The sequence below is a fragment of the Bacillus sp. FJAT-27231 genome (assembly GCF_001183975.1).
GTDB lineage: Bacteria > Bacillota > Bacilli > Bacillales > Domibacillaceae > Pseudobacillus > Pseudobacillus wudalianchiensis.
This window is the reverse complement of the sequence record NZ_LFZU01000001.1, coordinates 3,516,897-3,534,074: the sequence shown is the minus strand read 5'-3', so window position 1 is coordinate 3,534,074 and position 17,178 is coordinate 3,516,897. Positions and strand designations below refer to the sequence as shown.

Here is a 17,178-nt window from a genome sequence, read left to right as displayed (position 1 = left end):
AGGGGATAATATGGGGAAAACATTGCGAAATGGTTTGCTTTCAGGGGTTAAAACGACGTGGCTGCTCGGTAAAATCATTTTTCCAATCACTCTTATTGTAACGTTATTGCAATATACACCGATTTTACCATGGATAATGGATGCTATCAGTCCGGTCATGCGGATATTTGGATTGTCAGGCGATGCTTCTATCCCGCTTGTGCTCGGTAATTTCCTGAATTTATATGCAGCGATCGGTGCCATTCTATCATTGGATTTATCAGTGAAAGAAGTATTTATTTTAGCTGTAATGCTGTCCTTTTCACATAATTTATTTATTGAATCCAGTGTTGCCGCTCGTGTCGGCGTAAAGCTGCCTGTTATTTTGGCGGTAAGATTAGGTCTTGCCGTTGCGTCAGCCATCATCATCAATTTAGTTTGGCACGGCGGCAGCGGAATAGCGAAATATGGCATGGCCCCGCCGCTTCAGGCTGATCCAGATGGCTGGGGACAAATATTCATGCTTGGTCTTGAAAAAGCAGGATACGGAATTTTTCAGCTTGCTTTGATCGTTATGCCGCTCATGCTCGCTATTCAAGTTTTAAAAGACTTAAAGTGGCTGGACGCTTTTTCTCGGTGGATGGCGCCTGTCACTCGCCTGCTCGGAATGAAAGAAAATACATCTATGACACTGGCATCAGGCTTGCTTTTTGGGCTTGCCCTTGGTTCCGCGGTAATGATTCAAGCGGTAAGAGAGGACGGGGTAAGCAGCCGGGATGTTACATTGGCGATGATTTTTTTAGTCGCGTGCCATGCGGTCGTGGAAGATACCGTCATCTTTATGCCCCTTGGTATTACCGGGTGGCCTTTACTAGCGCTATTTTTAATTCGGTTAATCACCGCTATTTTACTAACACTTGCTGTGTCGTCGCTATGGAAGCCAGCTGAATTGGTTCAAAGAAAGGAAGCAAAATTATCATGACGAAAATTACAACATTGCTGTTTGACTTAGATGGAACGCTTATTAATACAAATGAATTAATCATTTCTTCGTTCTTGCATACACTCAATCACTATTTTCCCGATCAATATAAACGTGAAGATGTTTACCCGTTTATGGGACCGACACTCGTTGAGACGTTTTCTGGTATTGATGCAGAACGTACAGAAGAGATGATCGCTCGCTATCGAAAATTTAATCTTGAAAATCATGACATGCTCGTTACTGAGTTTACCGGCGTTTTTGAAACAATCCGTACATTAAAAGAAAATAACTTTAAGCTCGCAATCGTTTCCACAAAACTTAGAGATACCGTGATCAAAGGTCTTAAATTGACGAATTTATATCCGTTTTTCGATACAATTGTCGCTCTCGATGACGTGACTCATCCTAAGCCGCACCCTGAACCTTTATTAAAGGCATTACAGGAGGTCGGCTCCAAGCCGGAGGAAGCGATGATGATCGGCGATAACTTTCATGACATCGAAGGCGGAAAAAATGCCGGCACGTTAACCGCTGGTGTAGCTTGGTCTGTGAAAGGAAAAGATTTCTTGCAATCATTCGATCCAGATTACATGCTTGAGACGATGCCGGATCTTTTAGACATCCTCAAGATTGGGGTATCCGAAAAGTGAGAAAGACGAAACGGTATAAAACAGAAGGAGCTAATTCGCTCTGGAACATTTATAAAACCGTCTCGTTTTGGAAAACATTTAAAAATACAGCCATTATTGAAATTGGCCGGTTTGTCCCGTTCATGAAAGTAAAAAACAGCTTGTATCGCACATTTCTTGGGATGAAAATTGGTGAGCAAACAGCGCTCGCTTATAAAGTGGTGCCAGACATTATGTTTCCGGAACTGATTTCAATCGGCCACAATACGATTATTGGCTACAATACGGTAATTCTTGCTCATGAGTATTTAATTGAAGAGTACCGTCTTGGAGAAGTTATAATCGGTGATAATGTGATGATTGGCGCTAACAGTCTGATTCTTCCTGGAGTGACAATTGGCGATGGCGCGGTTATTTCTGCCGCAACGCTCGTTCATCGCGATGTGCCTCCCGGAGCATTCGCCGGCGGCAATCCGATGCAAATTAAAGAAAAAAGAGAACCTGTTAAAATTTAATAATAAACATAAGTTAAAAAACGTTTCGGCAGCCGGAACGTTTTTCTTTCTTTAGGAAACGATAAAACAAACGTTGTTCATCATTCTTGCATAGATAAAAAGGGAATATACGCTGCTTCAGTGTCCCTTTCTTTTTAAGAAAAAGCAGGAGTTTGCTGCAGCGTCCACCCTCTTATTTTTCTTGACTAGAATTGTCAGAAACGTTACACTACTTGTAAATACTTCATCATGTTAGCATATTAGCGAACTAAAGCATGCTGCGTGAAATACACAGATAATCGGGTGATAAATCATGTCGAAGCTGTTAATGTTTGAAAAACCTGTCGGGATGCGGGACACCCTCCCTCACATATATGAAACGAAACGGAAGTTAAAAGAAGCAGCAGAAAGGGAAATGAGAAGCTGGGGATACCGTTTTATTGAAACACCTGCATTAGAGTACCATGAAACAATTGGAGAAGCCTCGGCTATTCTTGATCGCCAGCTGTTTAAATTGCTTGACCAGCAGGGAAACACACTTGTGCTTCGGCCGGATATGACAACGCCGATTGCGCGGGTAGCAGCGTCGAAGTTACTAAAGGAACGTGTTCCACTGCGTCTTGCTTATTCAGCGAACGTTTATCGGGCGCAACAGCGTGAAGGCGGAAGAGCCGCTGAGTTTGAACAAATTGGAATAGAAATGATCGGTGACCAGACCATTAGTGCTGATGCAGAGATTATTGCTTTGCTTGCATCGATTTTAAAGAAAACAGGCATCGACCGTTTTCGGATCTCTCTCGGACATATTCGTTTTACAGATGAATTGTTCCGGCAAATTCTCGGCACTGAGGAACGGGCTGAGCATTTACGCCGCTTTTTATATGAAAAAAATTATGTCGGCTATCGTGAACATGTGAAAAATCTTGCTCTTTCTTCTATCGATCAGCAACGGCTTCTTCGTTTTCTTGATTTATCGGGAGAGCTAAGTTGTCTAGAAGGAGCAGCTGATTTAATTGAAGGTGGAGCAGGCAGCGAAGCGATTGCTGAATTACGTAACTTATATGAAAGACTTCAGGAGTATGGGGTCGCGGAGTATATTAAATTTGATTTACCGCTCGTCAGCCATATGAGCTACTATACAGGGTTAGTATTTGAAGTGTACGTGGATGGAGCCGGTACACCGGTTGGCAATGGAGGTCGTTATGATCAGCTGCTTGAAAAGTTCGGCCGTCAGGCAAGTGCTACAGGCTTTGGGCTTCGAGTGGACGTGTTGCTTAGCGCTCTCGAACAATTAGCAGAAGAAGAAAAAGTGCATTGCATATTGTTTAGCAACGAAAGGCGATTAGAAGCTATTCAAGAAGCTAAGAAGCGCCGGGAAGCTGGAGAGGCAGTTCTTCTGCAGGACGTAGCGGGTGTAGAAGATGTGGACCGATTTACGGAATCATGTAAAAGTGTTTCGTTTTTCGTAGGAAAAGCAGCAAGCGGAAGGGAGTTTTAAGAGCGATGTTAACGATTGCAATGCCAAAAGGACGGATCTTTGAAGAAGCCGCTGACCTGCTTCGTAAAGCCGGTTATCAGCTGCCGCCGGATCTTGATGATTCGCGTAAGCTCATTATTGAAGTGCCGGAAGAAAATCTACGCTTTTTTCTAGCCAAACCAATGGACGTTGCTACCTATGTAGAATATGGGGTTGCGGATTTGGGGATTGCAGGGAAAGACGTGCTTCTTGAAGAAGAAAGAGATGTTTATGAACTGATTGATTTGAAAATCAGCCCATGTTACTTGGCGGTTGCCGGATTGCCGAATACGTCTGTGGATGAAGTAGCACCGAAAGTGGCAACGAAATACCCTAACGTCGCTTCCTCGTATTTTCGGGAAAAGGGAGAGCAGGTTGAGATTATTAAGCTGAACGGTTCGATCGAGCTTGCCCCGATGATTGGCCTTGCCGACCGCATCGTCGATATTGTCTCAACAGGGCGGACATTAAAGGAAAATGGCCTCGTTGAATATGAAACCATTGTAAATATCACTTCTCGATTAATTGTCAATCAGGCTAGCTATCGCTTAAAGGATAAGGAAATTGGACAACTTGTCAGCCGGCTGTCAGAGATTATTGCAGAAAAGGCAGTGTGAAAAAGATGAAAATTCAAAGCGTGACACAAGGATTATCATTAAAGCGTTCTGTCGATAGCGGTACAGATGAACAACGTGCCGCTGTCCAAAAGATTATACAGGCAGTTCGATCAGACGGCGACGCTGCCCTCTTTACTTATACGAAGCTGTTTGATCAAGCGGAATTAGACAGCATGCGGGTAACACAGGCGGAAACTGAGGAAGCTTATAGCGAGTTTCCAGAGCATATTACTCAGGTAATCAAAGAAGCAGCTGAAAATATTTTTACTTTTCATCAAAAGCAGCTGCGGGAAACATGGACGTACACAGATCAAAATGGGACGATGCTCGGCCAGAAAATGACGCCGCTTGACTCAGCGGGTGTCTATGTGCCAGGGGGGACAGCAGCCTATCCATCCTCTGTCCTGATGAATGTTCTGCCAGCAAAGGTTGCGGGAGTGAAGCGAATCGTTATGGTTTCACCTCCAGGTCCTGATGGCCGTCTGCCTGCCGGTGTTCTCATCGCTGCCGATATTGCCGGGGTAGAAGAAATCTATAAAGTCGGCGGTGCTCAGGCAATAGCAGCCCTTGCTTATGGAACAGAGACGATTCGGCCAGTTGATAAAATTACCGGACCCGGCAATGTTTATGTTGCGTTGGCTAAACGAGAAGTGTTTGGAGATGTGGACATTGATATGATTGCCGGACCAAGTGAGATTGCGGTTCTTGCGGATGAGAGTGCCCGGCCGGTAGAGATTGCCGCCGATTTACTATCACAAGCAGAGCATGATACACGGGCAAGCAGTGTGCTGGTGACTCCTTCGCAAAGATTAGCAGAGGAAACGGCAGCAGAAGTTGAAAGACAGCTTACCGGTCTTCCGCGGGAAGCGATTGCCCGAAAAGCGATCGAACACTATGGAGCGATTTATGTTACAAGAGATATACAGGAAGCAATTGATGTTGTGAATCAGCTGGCGCCGGAGCATTTAGAAGTCATGACAGAAAACGCGATGGATGTCGTAGAAAGAATTCGCCATGCAGGAGCTATTTTCATCGGCCGCTTTAGTTCCGAACCGATTGGTGATTATTTTGCCGGACCTAATCACGTGTTGCCAACGAATGGAACGGCTCGATTTTCATCACCGTTAAACGTGGACGATTTTATGAAGAAATCAAGTTTAATCATGTATAGCGAGCAGGCTTTCAATGAGAATGTCGATAAAATTGCCGCATTTGCCCGGCTGGAGGGGCTAGAAGCCCATGCACGGGCGGTAGAAGCAAGAAAAATAAAATAGCATGAAAGAATCTCGAAAATGAACAGAAGAAGGAGTGGCCCAATTGAGTAACCGGATGACAGAACTAAACCGCAACACGAACGAAACAAAAATCCAGCTTGCTTTCTCTATAGATGGTGAGGGCCAGGCAAATATCCAAACCGGTGTCCCATTCATGGATCATATGCTGGATTTATTCACAAAGCATGGCCAGTTTGATTTAACGGTTAAAGCAGACGGCGACGTAGAGATAGATGACCATCACACGACAGAGGATATTGGGATTTGTCTTGGGCTTGCCCTGAAAGAAGCTCTCGGCGATAAAAAGGGGATCAAGCGTTACGGAAATGCATTTGTTCCTATGGATGAGACACTTGCCCAAGTGGTAGTCGATTTAAGTAATCGCCCGCATTTTGAAATGCGCGGGGAGTTTCCAGCACAGAAGGTTGGCACGTTTGATACAGAGCTTGTTCGTGAATTTCTTTGGAAGCTTTCTTTGGAAGCAAGAATGAATCTTCATGTCATCATTCACTATGGCAGCAATACACATCATATGATCGAAGCCGTTTTTAAAGCACTTGCTCGAGCGTTAGATGAAGCAACTTTCATTGACCCGCGTGTTAAAGGCGTGCCGTCGACGAAAGGAATGTTGTAAATGATCGGCATCGTTGATTATGGAATGGGCAATTTATTTAGCGTCAGCAAGGCGCTCGAGCGCATAGGCGTTCCCTATATTATTAGCGATTCTGCTGAAGAGCTGAACGAAACGAAAGGTTTGATTTTACCGGGAGTGGGATCGTTCAGAGATGCAATGACATTATTGAAAGAGAAAAAGCTGGATGAATTTCTCCATGCCTATGTAGAGAGCGGCCGTCCGCTTTTAGGTATTTGTCTTGGCATGCAGCTATTATTTCAAGAAAGTGAAGAAAATGGACGGACACAAGGACTTGGCTTGTTAAAAGGACGAGTTGTGCGTATTCCTATTGATCAGGATGATAGAGTGAAAGTGCCGCATATGGGTTGGAATCAACTGACTTTCCATCAGGAGTCACCTGTGCTTCACGCTGTAGAAGAGGGTTTTGTCTATTTTGTTCATTCTTATTATGTAGATAGGATGGATAAAGAAGCACTGCTTGCTAGTACGGTTTATAGTGTAGAGATTCCGGCTGTTGTCGGAAGGGATAATGTATTCGGCATGCAGTTTCATCCTGAGAAGAGCAGCCGGGTCGGCATGCAGCTATTAACGAATTTTGTAAAAGCAATGGAACAATCGGAGGCGATTTTATGAGTTTTATGATCTACCCGGCCATTGATATGCGTGGCGGCAAATGTGTTCGCTTAAAGCAAGGAGACTACAATCAGGAAACAGTATACGGTGATTCTCCTTTTGACATGGCAAAGTCATTTGTAGAAGAAGGAGCAGAATGGATTCATATGGTTGATCTGGATGGCGCAAAAGACGGACGGCGGATTAACGATCGGTTCGTCATTGAAGCAGCACAAAAGCTTCAGGCAAAAGTACAAATTGGAGGCGGCATTCGCACCGAGGAAGATATTCGCCACTATTTGGACAATGGGGTAGACCGAGTTATTATCGGCAGTCTTGCTGTTTCAGAAAAAGAACTCGTTAAGCAGTGGCTTAAGAAGTTTGGCAGCCAAATCGCCATTGGCCTTGATGCGAAAGATGGATTTGTTGCGACACATGGCTGGATTGAAACGTCTTCTTTAAAAGCGGCAGATTTAGGCAAGGAACTTGCGGAAGCAGGGGCAGAAACCTTTATTTTCACCGATATTGCGACTGATGGAATGCTTTCGGGGCCTAACATCGAAGCAGTAGCCGAGCTAGCCCGCGTAACTGGAAAACGTGTCATCGCTTCTGGCGGCGTCAGCTCGCTTGAAGATCTAAGAAAAATCAAACGTTATGAGCAGGAAGGTGTCAGTGGCGCCATTGTGGGTAAAGCTATTTATACGGGCCAGTTCACTGTCCGTGAGGCGCTGAAGGAGGCGGAAACCGTATGATTACAAAACGGATTGTGCCCTGTCTTGATGTGAAAGATGGCCGCGTTGTGAAAGGTATTCAGTTTGTTGAATTGCGGGATGCCGGAGATCCAGTTGAACTTGCTAAAGTATATGACGAACAAGGAGCAGACGAATTAGTATTTCTTGATATTTCTGCTTCCCATGAAGGACGGAAGACGATGGTGGAAGTAGTTCAAGATGTGGCTTCGCAGCTTGCTATTCCTTTTACCGTTGGTGGCGGTATTAACTCACTTGAGGACATGAAGCGCATTTTGCGTGCAGGTGCTGATAAGGTATCCTTAAATACAGCCGCTGTTCTTAATCCGGAGTTAATCACAATTGGTGCCGATTATTTCGGTACGCAGTGTATTGTCATTGCGATTGATGCAAAGTGGGATGAAGCACTTGGCTCATGGCGGGTGTATACACATGGTGGACGCCAGGAAACAGATCAGGAAGTGATTAGCTGGGCACAGGAAGCCGTCGAGCGGGGAGCCGGTGAAATTTTACTGACAAGCATGGATAGGGATGGTGAAAAAAGAGGTTTTGATCTTGCCTTGACAAAGGCAGTTAGTGAAGCAGTCTCCGTTCCAGTCATTGCTTCTGGCGGAGCTGGTGAAGCGCAGCACTTTTTCGAGGTATTCACAGAAGGATTGGCAGATGCGGCATTGGCTGCTTCTATTTTCCACTATAAGGAGACCAGTGTCAGTGAAGTGAAGAACTTTTTAAAAGCTCGGGGAGTGAATATGAGATGAGTATAACCGTAGAAGAAATTCGATTTGATGAAAAAGGGCTAGTGCCTGCCGTCGTTCAAGACGCAACTACATATGAAGTATTGACACTTGCTTATATGAACAAAGATTCGCTTCAACGCACGATAGACAGCGGAGAAACTTGGTTTTTCAGCCGTTCACGTCAAGAGCTTTGGCATAAAGGAGAAACGAGCGGAAATACACAGAAGGTCGTGAACATCAAGTATGACTGCGACCAAGATGCGCTCGTCGTACTCGTTAAACCACAGGGGCCTGCTTGTCATCTCGGAACGACAAGCTGCTTTGAGAATTCTTTATATGGCGAACAAACAGGGATGCTGCCGTACACGATTTTGCATAAATTAGAGGAAGTTATCGCTGACAGAGAGCAGACTCGTCCTGAAGGAGCTTATACGACATACTTGTTTGAAAAAGGGGTCGATAAAATCCTAAAAAAAGTCGGCGAGGAAGCAGCAGAAGTCATTATTGCGGCTAAAAACCGCGACAAAGACGAGCTGCAATGGGAAGCAGCTGATTTGTTGTATCACTTGCTCGTTCTCCTTCGTGAACAAGAAGTGGAGCTCGCTGACGTTCTTGGCGTGTTAGCTAAGCGCCATGAAGAAAAAGGGAAATAATGAGATAAGCTGTCTTAAAGTTGAGAAAAGAACACTTTAAGACGGCTTTTTTCGTGGGAAACCGAGCTTGAGTAACGAACAAAGAGCCGATATCATGGACAACTAGACTGGAGCGACGAACAAAGTCTAGAGTATCTCTACTGCCAGTGGTTTAAAAAGATCGCTTTTATATTAACGAGCCTTCGATATCTATGATATACTCAATAGGTTAATTAACAATGCTCGGAGGACTTTCATGACAAAACACTCAAAGTTACGGAAGGAAAAGGGAAAGGTTATCTCTTTTTTGCCGACAGGTGAGTATTACTATACAAAAGGGTTAAAAGCGCTGCGAAAGAGAGAATTGCCAAAAGCGAAAAAGTATTTGTCACGGGCTATGGATTTGGAGCCGATGGAGCCCATGATTGCCTGTCAATTAGCAGTGGTAGAGACAGAACTTGGAAATTTTGAACAATCAAATGGCTTGCTGCATTTTGTGTTGGATGATTTAGATCCACTCATTAGCGAATGCCATTATTTTTTAGCTAATAATTATGCTCATCTCGGTTTATTTAAAGAAGCATTTAAGCATGCAAAAGCCTATTTAGAGCAGGACGAAACAGGTGAGTTCTCTGAAGATGCCGAGGAGCTGTTAGATTTAATTGAACTCGATAGTGAGGAAGATTTCGCTGAATTAGAGGAACAGGATGAGCTAATCGTTTTGCAGGAAGAGGCCCGCTATTTACTTGAAGGAGGCAGTTTCGAAAAGGCGATTGATCGTCTAGAAGGATTAATTGCCAAGCATCCGGATTTTTGGCCTGCTCATAACAACCTGGCCCTTGCTCATTTTTATCTTGGTGAGATCGAAAAAGCGCATCAGGTGTTGGAGGACGTGCTAGAAAAGAATCCTGGAAATTTGCATGCCCTATGTAATTTAGCCGTGTTTTTCTTTTATGAAAAACAATATGGTCTGCTGAGACAGTTGGTAGATCTACTGCGGAAGACGTATCCGCTGTTGCCAGAACAGCAATTTAAGCTCGGTGTTACATTTGCTTTAATCGGTCAGTATGAAGATGCTTATCGCTGGCTGAAGAAGCTCCATAAAAGTGGTTTTGAAGGCGAGCCGGCTTTTTATTATTGGCTTTCGCATTCAGCTTATTTTTCTGGCCGGCAGGAAGCGGCAGAGAAGGCTTGGAAGCAAATGTTGCGAATAAGCCCGGAGAAAGCAGGTCAAGAGCCGTGGGCGACTAAAAAAACAGAGCATCTAGGCCATGAACATCAGCCATCTTCTATAGTAAAGAGAATGAATAGTGAATATGAAGAAGAGCGTCTTTTCGGTATCTTCTTGCTTTCTGTCACGGATGATCACAAGAAGGTAATGGGACATTCTGATTTTTGTGATATTGAAACACTCGCTTTTCGTGAAAAAATCTATTTAGCTGATGTGCTCGGCATGCCGGTAGATACAAAACTGAAGGAAGAGGCCCGCATCCGGTTAGCCCACGAAACAGCCCTAGCTCTCTACAGAAGATTTCAGCCAATTGGCACGGAGGAAGCCGGCTTATTGATGCTGTGGTTTACAGTTTTTGGTGAATTGGCTGAGGAACAGACCCGTTTAAAAAACAGTGAGGCCTTTGCCGCGGCTACAGAATATATGTGGCATAAGCTTCGTGGTGAAAAGAAATCACAGACAAGCCTGGCGGAAAAATATAACCTTTCTCCTTCAACATTGCAAAAGTACATCAAGTATGTACGTGAACGATTATAGTGAGCAGAAAAATAGACGAAAAGCCCTTAATTGATTAGGATAAAGAGGAGAATAATTAATACGTTTTAGGGTATCTATATAGTACCGAAGGAAAAGGAGTGGCTAGTTTTGACGGCAGAAGATAAAATTTATGATGTCATCATTATCGGCGCAGGACCGGCGGGAATGACAGCCGCTGTTTATACATCACGTGCGAATCTTTCTACGTTAATGATTGAGCGCGGCGTGCCGGGAGGACAAATGGCAAACACAGAGGAAGTGGAGAATTATCCTGGATATGATCACATTCTTGGTCCGGATTTGTCCACGAAAATGTTTGAACATGCGAAAAAGTTCGGCGCTGAATATGCCTATGGCGATATTAAAGAAATCGTGGATGGTAAAGAATACAAAACTATCAAAGCAGGTGCCAAAGACTTTAAAGGCCGTTCGGTTATCATTACAACAGGGGCTGAATGGAAAAAACTTGGCGTTCCTGGTGAAAAAGAACTAACTGGCCGCGGTGTTTCTTATTGCGCGGTTTGTGACGGTGCGTTCTTCAAAGAAAAAGATCTTGTTGTTGTCGGCGGTGGTGATTCAGCTGTTGAAGAAGGAACATATTTAACGCGCTTTGCTAAAAATGTGACGATTGTTCACCGTCGTGATGAGCTTCGTGCTCAAAAGATTTTGCAAGACCGGGCATTTAAAAACGAAAAAGTTGATTTTATCTGGAATCACACAGTAAAAGAAATCAATGAGAAGGATGGAAAAGTTGGCAGTGTTACACTTGTCTCTACTGAAAACGGTGAGGAACGAGAATTTCCTGCTGATGGTGTGTTCATCTATGTAGGCATGCTGCCGCTTTCTAAACCGTTCTTAAACCTTGGTATTACGAATGAAGCCGGCTACATTGTGACAAACGAGCAAATGGAAACGAATATTCCAGGTATCTTTGCAGCAGGTGACGTACGTGAAAAAACACTTCGTCAAATTGTGACGGCAACCGGGGATGGAAGTATTGCAGCTCAAGCTGCTCAACATTATGTCGAAGAATTAAAAGAAGAATTAGGGGTAAAGGCATAAGTTTAACAGACTGTTAATCGACTCGTAATGAAGCTGAAATAAAAATATGGTACATTAATTCAGTAATCTGATACACCCCCTATATTTAATCATATCCCTTTTGACGAGGTTGTTCCGATGATCGGCACTGACTTCTGCGGCTCACATAGCCGTCTGAATCGCCGCTATGGAATAGCCTCTTTTTTTAGTGTTTCAGTGCGCAGAAAGGTTCGATATCAATCGTATCCTCGTTTTGTTAGATTATCCTTTATTTTCAGAGATGAAATGCTTTCTTGAATGAACCCAGCATTGAGATCAATGGAGTGAACATAGTATAATAATAAGAATGAAAGAAGAGACGAATAATCTGGTTTCTTTTGAAGTTCAAGCTTACCCGGAGGTGAAAGAATGTGCAACGTGTAACAAATTGTTTGTTATTGAAAGACGATAAGGTTCTGCTTCTACAAAAGCCTCGCCGCAACTGGTGGGTCGCTCCGGGTGGGAAAATGGAGCCAGGAGAATCGATCCGCGATGCTGTTATCCGTGAATATAGAGAAGAGACGGGCATTTACTTACGCCGGCCGGCTGTAAAAGGTATTTTTACATTTATCATTAAAGACGGCGATGACATTGTTTCTGAGTGGATGATGTTTACATTTTTTGCTCAGGAAAGTGATGGTGTATCGATCAAGGAATGTGAAGAAGGCCAGCTGGAATGGCATCCGGTTGAAAAAATAAAAGAACTGCCAATGGCGGAAGGCGACCGGCACATTTTAGAATACATGGTACATGGCACCGGGGTCATTTATGGAGCTTTTACATATACGCCTGATTTTAAGCTGCTTTCCTACCGGCTTGATCCGAACTAATAGAAGAATGTATGCAAAGAAAGTGCAGGCATAACCGCTAGAAGAGAGAGGAGAAATGTGAATGAGCAATAAAGCGGGAAATGAAATGCGGCTAGTTATCATTACGGGAATGTCCGGGGCGGGGAAAACAGTAGCGATTCAAAGCTTTGAAGATCTCGGATTTTACTGTGTTGATAATTTGCCGCCAACGCTGCTTCCTAAATTTTTAGAGCTAATGAAAGACTCCGGCAACCAAATGAACAAAGTAGCGATCGTTATGGATATGCGCGGCCGGGAATTTTTTGACCATCTTTTCCAAGCGCTAGATGAAGCCGCTGAGATGTCCTGGGTTGTCCCTAAGTTGTTATTTTTGGATGCTGAGGATTCTGTATTGGTGCGTCGTTACAAAGAAACGCGGCGCTCTCATCCACTGTCACCGACGGGACTTCCGCTAGATGGCATCCAGCAGGAGCGTGCTCTTTTAGAAGACTTAAAAGGCCGGGCCCACATTACTTATAATACCTCTTCCATGAAACCAAAGGAATTACGTGAGAAAATCTTAAGTGAGTTTTCTCTTAATAAGAAATCTGTTTTTACTGTAAATGTGATGTCCTTCGGCTTTAAATATGGTCTGCCGATTGATGCCGATCTTGTTTTTGATGTTCGTTTTTTGCCTAACCCGCACTACATCGATCATCTGCGTCCACATACCGGACTTGAAGAAGATGTATCCAGTTACGTGCTGAAATGGAACGATACTCAAAAGTTCCTTGAAAAAGTCATTGATTTGCTTTCCTTTATGCTGCCCCATTACAAGATGGAAGGCAAGTCGCAGCTTGTCATAGCCATTGGGTGTACAGGCGGCCAGCATCGTTCCGTCGCTTTAGCTGAGTATCTTGGTCATTATTTTGCTGATGATTATCAAACTCGGATTACTCATCGGGATATTAATAAAAGAACGGTTCAAAAAATATGAGAACGAAACAAGAAAAGAGAGTCGTCATTATTGGCGGTGGAACCGGGCTGTCCGTTCTTTTACGCGGTTTGAAAAAGCATCCCGTCGATTTAACAGCTATCGTTACGGTAGCGGATGATGGCGGCAGCTCTGGACGGCTGCGTGATGAGTTGAATATTCCTCCTCCAGGAGACATACGCAATGTGCTGGCGGCTCTGTCAGATGTCGAGCCGCTTGTGGAAACGTTATTTCAGCATCGTTTCAGTACGAAGAATGAATTATCAGGACATTCACTCGGAAACTTGATGATTGCGGCGTTAACATCCATTACCGGGGATTTCGTTCATGCTGTACAGGAAATGAGCAAAGTATTGAATGTACGCGGCAAAGTCTTGCCAGCAGCGAACCAAAGCGTTGTGCTCCACGCGGAAATGGAAGATGGTACGATTGTGTCAGGTGAATCGAAAATTCCGTATTCCGGCAAGCGGATCAAGCGGGTGTTTTTAACGCCTGAGAATATTCAGCCTTTGCCTGAAACCATTCGGGCTATTAGAGAGGCCGACTTAATTGTCGTCGGTCCTGGCAGCTTGTACACAAGCATTTTACCTAATTTGCTCGTTCCGCAAATTGGAGAAGAAGTTTGCCGTTCAGCTGCAAAGAAAGTCTATATTTGCAATTTAATGACACAGGCTGGTGAAACGCTTGATTTTACAGCGAGTGATCATGTAAAAGCCATTTATGATCATATGTCCTGTGCTTTTATTGATACGATCTTAGTTAACAATGAGCCGATCCCGGAGCACATTCAGGAGAAATACAAAGAAGAAATGGCTAAGCCAGTCTTTTATGATGTGGATTTATTAAAATCGCTCGGATTGAACGTAATTTTCGATGAAATTGCGATTCGAGAAGGCGGTGTCGTTCGTCATAACACAAACAAAGTCTCTGAGATACTTTATCAGCTTATTCGGGATAAAAAATAAATGGAAGAAGGTGGCGTAGTTGTCATTTGCTTCTGAAACAAAGAAAGAACTAACGATGCTTGAGGTGAAAGATTGCTGTGCCAAAGCCGAGCTTTCGGCGCTCATTCGTATGAATGGCTCTCTTTCTTTCTCCAATCGTCTCCTTGTTGTCAATATTCAGACAGAAAACGCAGCGATTGCCAGGAGAATTTATGTACTATTAAAGAAAAACTATGAGGTAGAAGTAGAATTGCTGGTGCGCAAGAAAATGAGATTGAAAAAAAATAATATCTATATCGTGCGTTTGAAAGAAAGGGCACGCGAGATTCTTGAGGATTTAGCGATTATTGAAAATTCATTTTCTTTCGTTCATAATATATCTTCTTCTTTAATTGAAAAAAAATGCTGTCGGCGTTCTTATCTTCGCGGAGCATTTTTAGCGGGTGGATCCGTTAATAATCCAGAAACATCTTCCTACCATTTGGAGATTTTTTCGCTTTATAAAGAGCATAATGATGCCCTGTGCGAACTAATGAACAGCTTTGACTTAAATAGTAAAACGCTTGAACGTAAAAAAGGGTTTATCACTTATTTAAAGGAAGCTGAAAAAATTACGGAGTTTCTTAACGTTGTGGGAGCTCACAGCGCCTTGCTCCGCTTCGAGGATGTCCGTATCGTAAGAGATATGCGCAACTCTGTTAATCGTCTTGTCAATTGTGAAACGGCTAACTTAAATAAAACAATTGGTGCGGCTCTGCGCCAAGTAGAAAATATCCGTTTTATTGAGGCATCTGTCGGTTTAGATATATTACCTGATAAATTACGCGAAATTGCAGAATTGCGCGTAGCTCACCAAGATGTTACCTTGAAAGAGCTTGGTGAAATGGTTTCAGGCTCAGCTATTAGTAAATCTGGCATTAATCACCGGCTCCGCAAAATTGATGAAATTGCCAAAAAACTTCGGGCTAGTGAACCAATAAATAAATAATGAAAGAGGAGAGAACCATGATTGAAAAAACAACGGAAGTTCAATTAAAAACAGGACTGCAAGCTCGTCCAGCTGCTTTATTTGTTCAGGAGGCAAATCGTTTTGCTTCAGAAATTCACCTTGAAAAAGAAGGAAAGAAAGTCAATGCCAAGAGTATTATGGGCATTATGAGCTTGGCGATTAATCGCGGCTGTACGGTTACTTTATCAATTGATGGCCGCGATGAAGAAGAAGCGATGAACACACTACTTGAGTTTGTTGAAAAAGAAGGCAACTATTGAAAACGACGGGCGATGTGCAACGTTTTTGCTGTATGGCTGTACAAAGCCCGATATTCCTTACATACTATCTATAAAAGTAAAAGGGCTGCTCCAGAACCAGCGATGTGCTGGCTATAGAACAGCCCTTTTCAATTTTATTTCTCAGGTAGTTCGTTGCGTGTTAAGATTTTGTCAATTAAGCCGTATTCAAGTGCGCGTTCAGCTGTCATAAAGTTATCGCGGTCTGTATCTCTTGCGATTACTTCAAGCGGCTGTCCTGTACGATCAGCTAAAATTTGATTTAACTTGTCACGCAAGAAGAGAATACGCTTCGCAGCAATTTCAATTTCTGTTGCTTGTCCTTGAGCTCCTCCAAGCGGCTGATGGATCATGACCTCACTGTTTGGCAAAGCATAGCGTTTGCCCTTCGCACCAGCTGCGAGCAAGAAAGCACCCATAGAAGCTGCCATACCGATACAGATTGTCTGTACATCCGGCTTGATAAACTGGATTGTATCATAGATCGCCATACCAGCTGTAATGCTTCCGCCTGGGCTGTTAATGTAGATGGAGATATCTTTTTCCGGATTTTCCGCTTCAAGGAATAATAATTGTGACACAATGGAATTGGCTACATTGTCATCAATTCCGCTTCCAAGCATAATAATGCGGTCTTTTAACAAGCGTGAGTAAATGTCATAAGCACGCTCTCCGCGATTTGTTTGTTCAATAACTGTAGGGATTAAATTCATTTTCTTTCCTCCTCAAAAATGAAATAGTTAGAAACTCTTATGTAGTAGTATCATACATTGATGGTCAATAAAGGTCAAATAATATGGCTTATATGGAAAATGATTCTTCTTCATAGATTTCTATTATACCCACTTGAATTCCTGCTAAACCCGAAAGAAAAGCAAGCAAGCTCACTTTTGTGAAAAACTTTCAAATAATGATTGCATTTATGCGAGTTTTACGCTATAATTTTGAAATGTACTGATTAAGCCCTCGTGGTGCAACGGATAGCACGTGAGATTCCGGTTCTTAAGATGTGGGTTCGATTCCTGCCGAGGGCGTATGAAAATGCTGCTCCATAGCATGTAACTTTTAGTTACATGCTATGGAGCTTTTTTTATCTTCGGTAAGTATTGAAGGCAGCCCTCAGCAAGGAAAGCGATTTTGAATGCATGCTTCTCCATTATGGCCGTTTGAGAGGACGATCAAACAGAGATATCTAAATAGAATGAGGGCAGTGCTTCCTCTATAAATCCGTTCTTTCATTTCTTCAAATTTACTAAACAGTATATAATTTGTATTTTTATTATAGAACTTCCAGGCTGCTAGTTTTCTCTTTAAAAAATTTTAAGGTTTTTTCTTTTTGTTGTTCTTAACGAGTTCAGCGGCTAGAAACCGCAATATGACGACGATTCTCCTATAGGTCCTGTTATTATTTTCCCAACCTGCCTAACATAGTGAGTGAAAAATTCTAAATTTTCATTCT

The 17,178-nt window shown here is 43.2% G+C and carries 19 protein-coding genes and 1 tRNA gene; 19 read left to right on the top strand and 1 reads right to left on the bottom strand.

Annotated features, from left to right (window positions below):
* Positions 1 to 10 precede the first annotated feature (10 nt).
* The 18 genes from AC623_RS17065 (at position 11) to AC623_RS16980 (ending at position 15,701) form a co-directional block, all read left to right on the top strand.
* Positions 11 to 961: a nucleoside recognition domain-containing protein gene (locus AC623_RS17065; RefSeq protein WP_049666740.1), complete on the top strand. Its 951-nt coding sequence runs from the start codon at positions 11 to 13 to the stop codon at positions 959 to 961.
* Entirely contained in the window at positions 958 to 1,614 is a 657-nt protein-coding gene (gene ppaX / locus AC623_RS17060; RefSeq protein WP_049664762.1) for a pyrophosphatase PpaX, read from the top strand. Before AC623_RS17065 ends, ppaX begins: the two co-directional genes overlap by 4 nt.
* A complete protein-coding gene (locus tag AC623_RS17055) occupies positions 1,611 to 2,108 on the top strand; it encodes an acyltransferase (RefSeq protein WP_049664761.1) in 498 nt (165 codons plus the stop codon). The genes ppaX and AC623_RS17055 overlap by 4 nt, the downstream gene beginning before the upstream one ends.
* 292 nt (positions 2,109 to 2,400) lie before the next feature.
* Positions 2,401 to 3,585 (top strand): ATP phosphoribosyltransferase regulatory subunit, encoded by a 1,185-nt coding sequence (locus tag AC623_RS17050; RefSeq protein ID WP_049664760.1) that lies wholly within the window; start codon positions 2,401 to 2,403, stop codon positions 3,583 to 3,585.
* A 5-nt stretch (positions 3,586 to 3,590) separates the two neighbouring features.
* Positions 3,591 to 4,220 (top strand): ATP phosphoribosyltransferase, encoded by a 630-nt coding sequence (gene hisG, locus AC623_RS17045; RefSeq protein ID WP_049664758.1) that lies wholly within the window; start codon positions 3,591 to 3,593, stop codon positions 4,218 to 4,220.
* Between the two features lie 5 nt (positions 4,221 to 4,225).
* Positions 4,226 to 5,494 carry a histidinol dehydrogenase gene (hisD, locus tag AC623_RS17040; RefSeq protein WP_049666738.1) on the top strand — a complete coding sequence of 423 codons (1,269 nt, stop codon included), beginning with the start codon at positions 4,226 to 4,228 and terminating at the stop codon, positions 5,492 to 5,494.
* A gap of 55 nt (positions 5,495 to 5,549) precedes the next feature.
* Positions 5,550 to 6,128 carry an imidazoleglycerol-phosphate dehydratase HisB gene (gene hisB / locus AC623_RS17035; RefSeq protein WP_049666735.1) on the top strand — a complete coding sequence of 193 codons (579 nt, stop codon included), beginning with the start codon at positions 5,550 to 5,552 and terminating at the stop codon, positions 6,126 to 6,128.
* Positions 6,129 to 6,761 carry an imidazole glycerol phosphate synthase subunit HisH gene (gene hisH / locus AC623_RS17030; RefSeq protein ID WP_049664755.1) on the top strand — a complete coding sequence of 211 codons (633 nt, stop codon included), beginning with the start codon at positions 6,129 to 6,131 and terminating at the stop codon, positions 6,759 to 6,761.
* On the top strand, positions 6,758 to 7,492 hold the full coding sequence (gene hisA, locus AC623_RS17025) for a 1-(5-phosphoribosyl)-5-[(5-phosphoribosylamino)methylideneamino]imidazole-4-carboxamide isomerase (protein ID WP_049664754.1): 735 nt from the start codon (positions 6,758 to 6,760) through the stop codon (positions 7,490 to 7,492). The genes hisH and hisA overlap by 4 nt, the downstream gene beginning before the upstream one ends.
* Positions 7,489 to 8,247: an imidazole glycerol phosphate synthase subunit HisF gene (gene hisF / locus AC623_RS17020; protein WP_049664752.1), complete on the top strand. Its 759-nt coding sequence runs from the start codon at positions 7,489 to 7,491 to the stop codon at positions 8,245 to 8,247. The genes hisA and hisF overlap by 4 nt, the downstream gene beginning before the upstream one ends.
* Positions 8,244 to 8,879 (top strand): bifunctional phosphoribosyl-AMP cyclohydrolase/phosphoribosyl-ATP diphosphatase HisIE, encoded by a 636-nt coding sequence (gene hisIE, locus AC623_RS17015; RefSeq protein WP_231603541.1) that lies wholly within the window; start codon positions 8,244 to 8,246, stop codon positions 8,877 to 8,879. The genes hisF and hisIE overlap by 4 nt, the downstream gene beginning before the upstream one ends.
* Positions 8,880 to 9,114: 235 nt before the next feature.
* A complete protein-coding gene (locus AC623_RS17010) occupies positions 9,115 to 10,626 on the top strand; it encodes a tetratricopeptide repeat protein (RefSeq protein ID WP_049664750.1) in 1,512 nt (503 codons plus the stop codon).
* Between the two features lie 108 nt (positions 10,627 to 10,734).
* Positions 10,735 to 11,688: a thioredoxin-disulfide reductase gene (gene trxB / locus AC623_RS17005; protein ID WP_269429924.1), complete on the top strand. Its 954-nt coding sequence runs from the start codon at positions 10,735 to 10,737 to the stop codon at positions 11,686 to 11,688.
* Between the two features lie 389 nt (positions 11,689 to 12,077).
* On the top strand, positions 12,078 to 12,536 hold the full coding sequence (locus tag AC623_RS17000; protein WP_049664749.1) for an NUDIX domain-containing protein: 459 nt from the start codon (positions 12,078 to 12,080) through the stop codon (positions 12,534 to 12,536).
* Positions 12,537 to 12,597: 61 nt separating this feature from the next.
* The gene (rapZ, locus tag AC623_RS16995) at positions 12,598 to 13,491 is read left to right on the top strand and encodes an RNase adapter RapZ (RefSeq protein ID WP_049664748.1); all 894 of its coding nucleotides are present in this window, start codon (positions 12,598 to 12,600) and stop codon (positions 13,489 to 13,491) included.
* Positions 13,488 to 14,453, top strand: a complete 966-nt coding sequence (locus AC623_RS16990) for a gluconeogenesis factor YvcK family protein (protein WP_049664747.1) — start codon at positions 13,488 to 13,490, stop codon at positions 14,451 to 14,453. Before rapZ ends, AC623_RS16990 begins: the two co-directional genes overlap by 4 nt.
* A gap of 19 nt (positions 14,454 to 14,472) precedes the next feature.
* Entirely contained in the window at positions 14,473 to 15,420 is a 948-nt protein-coding gene (gene whiA / locus AC623_RS16985; protein WP_049664745.1) for a DNA-binding protein WhiA, read from the top strand.
* A gap of 17 nt (positions 15,421 to 15,437) precedes the next feature.
* Entirely contained in the window at positions 15,438 to 15,701 is a 264-nt protein-coding gene (locus tag AC623_RS16980) for an HPr family phosphocarrier protein (protein WP_049664744.1), read from the top strand.
* A 134-nt stretch (positions 15,702 to 15,835) separates the two neighbouring features.
* Here AC623_RS16980 and clpP read toward each other — a convergent pair whose 3' ends face one another.
* Entirely contained in the window at positions 15,836 to 16,432 is a 597-nt protein-coding gene (clpP, locus tag AC623_RS16975) for an ATP-dependent Clp endopeptidase proteolytic subunit ClpP (RefSeq protein WP_049664742.1), read from the bottom strand.
* Positions 16,433 to 16,681: 249 nt separating this feature from the next.
* On the opposite strand from clpP, the gene AC623_RS16970 reads away from it, so the two are divergent.
* Positions 16,682 to 16,753: transfer RNA gene (locus AC623_RS16970), tRNA-Arg, on the top strand.
* The last annotated feature ends 425 nt before the right edge of the window (positions 16,754 to 17,178 follow it).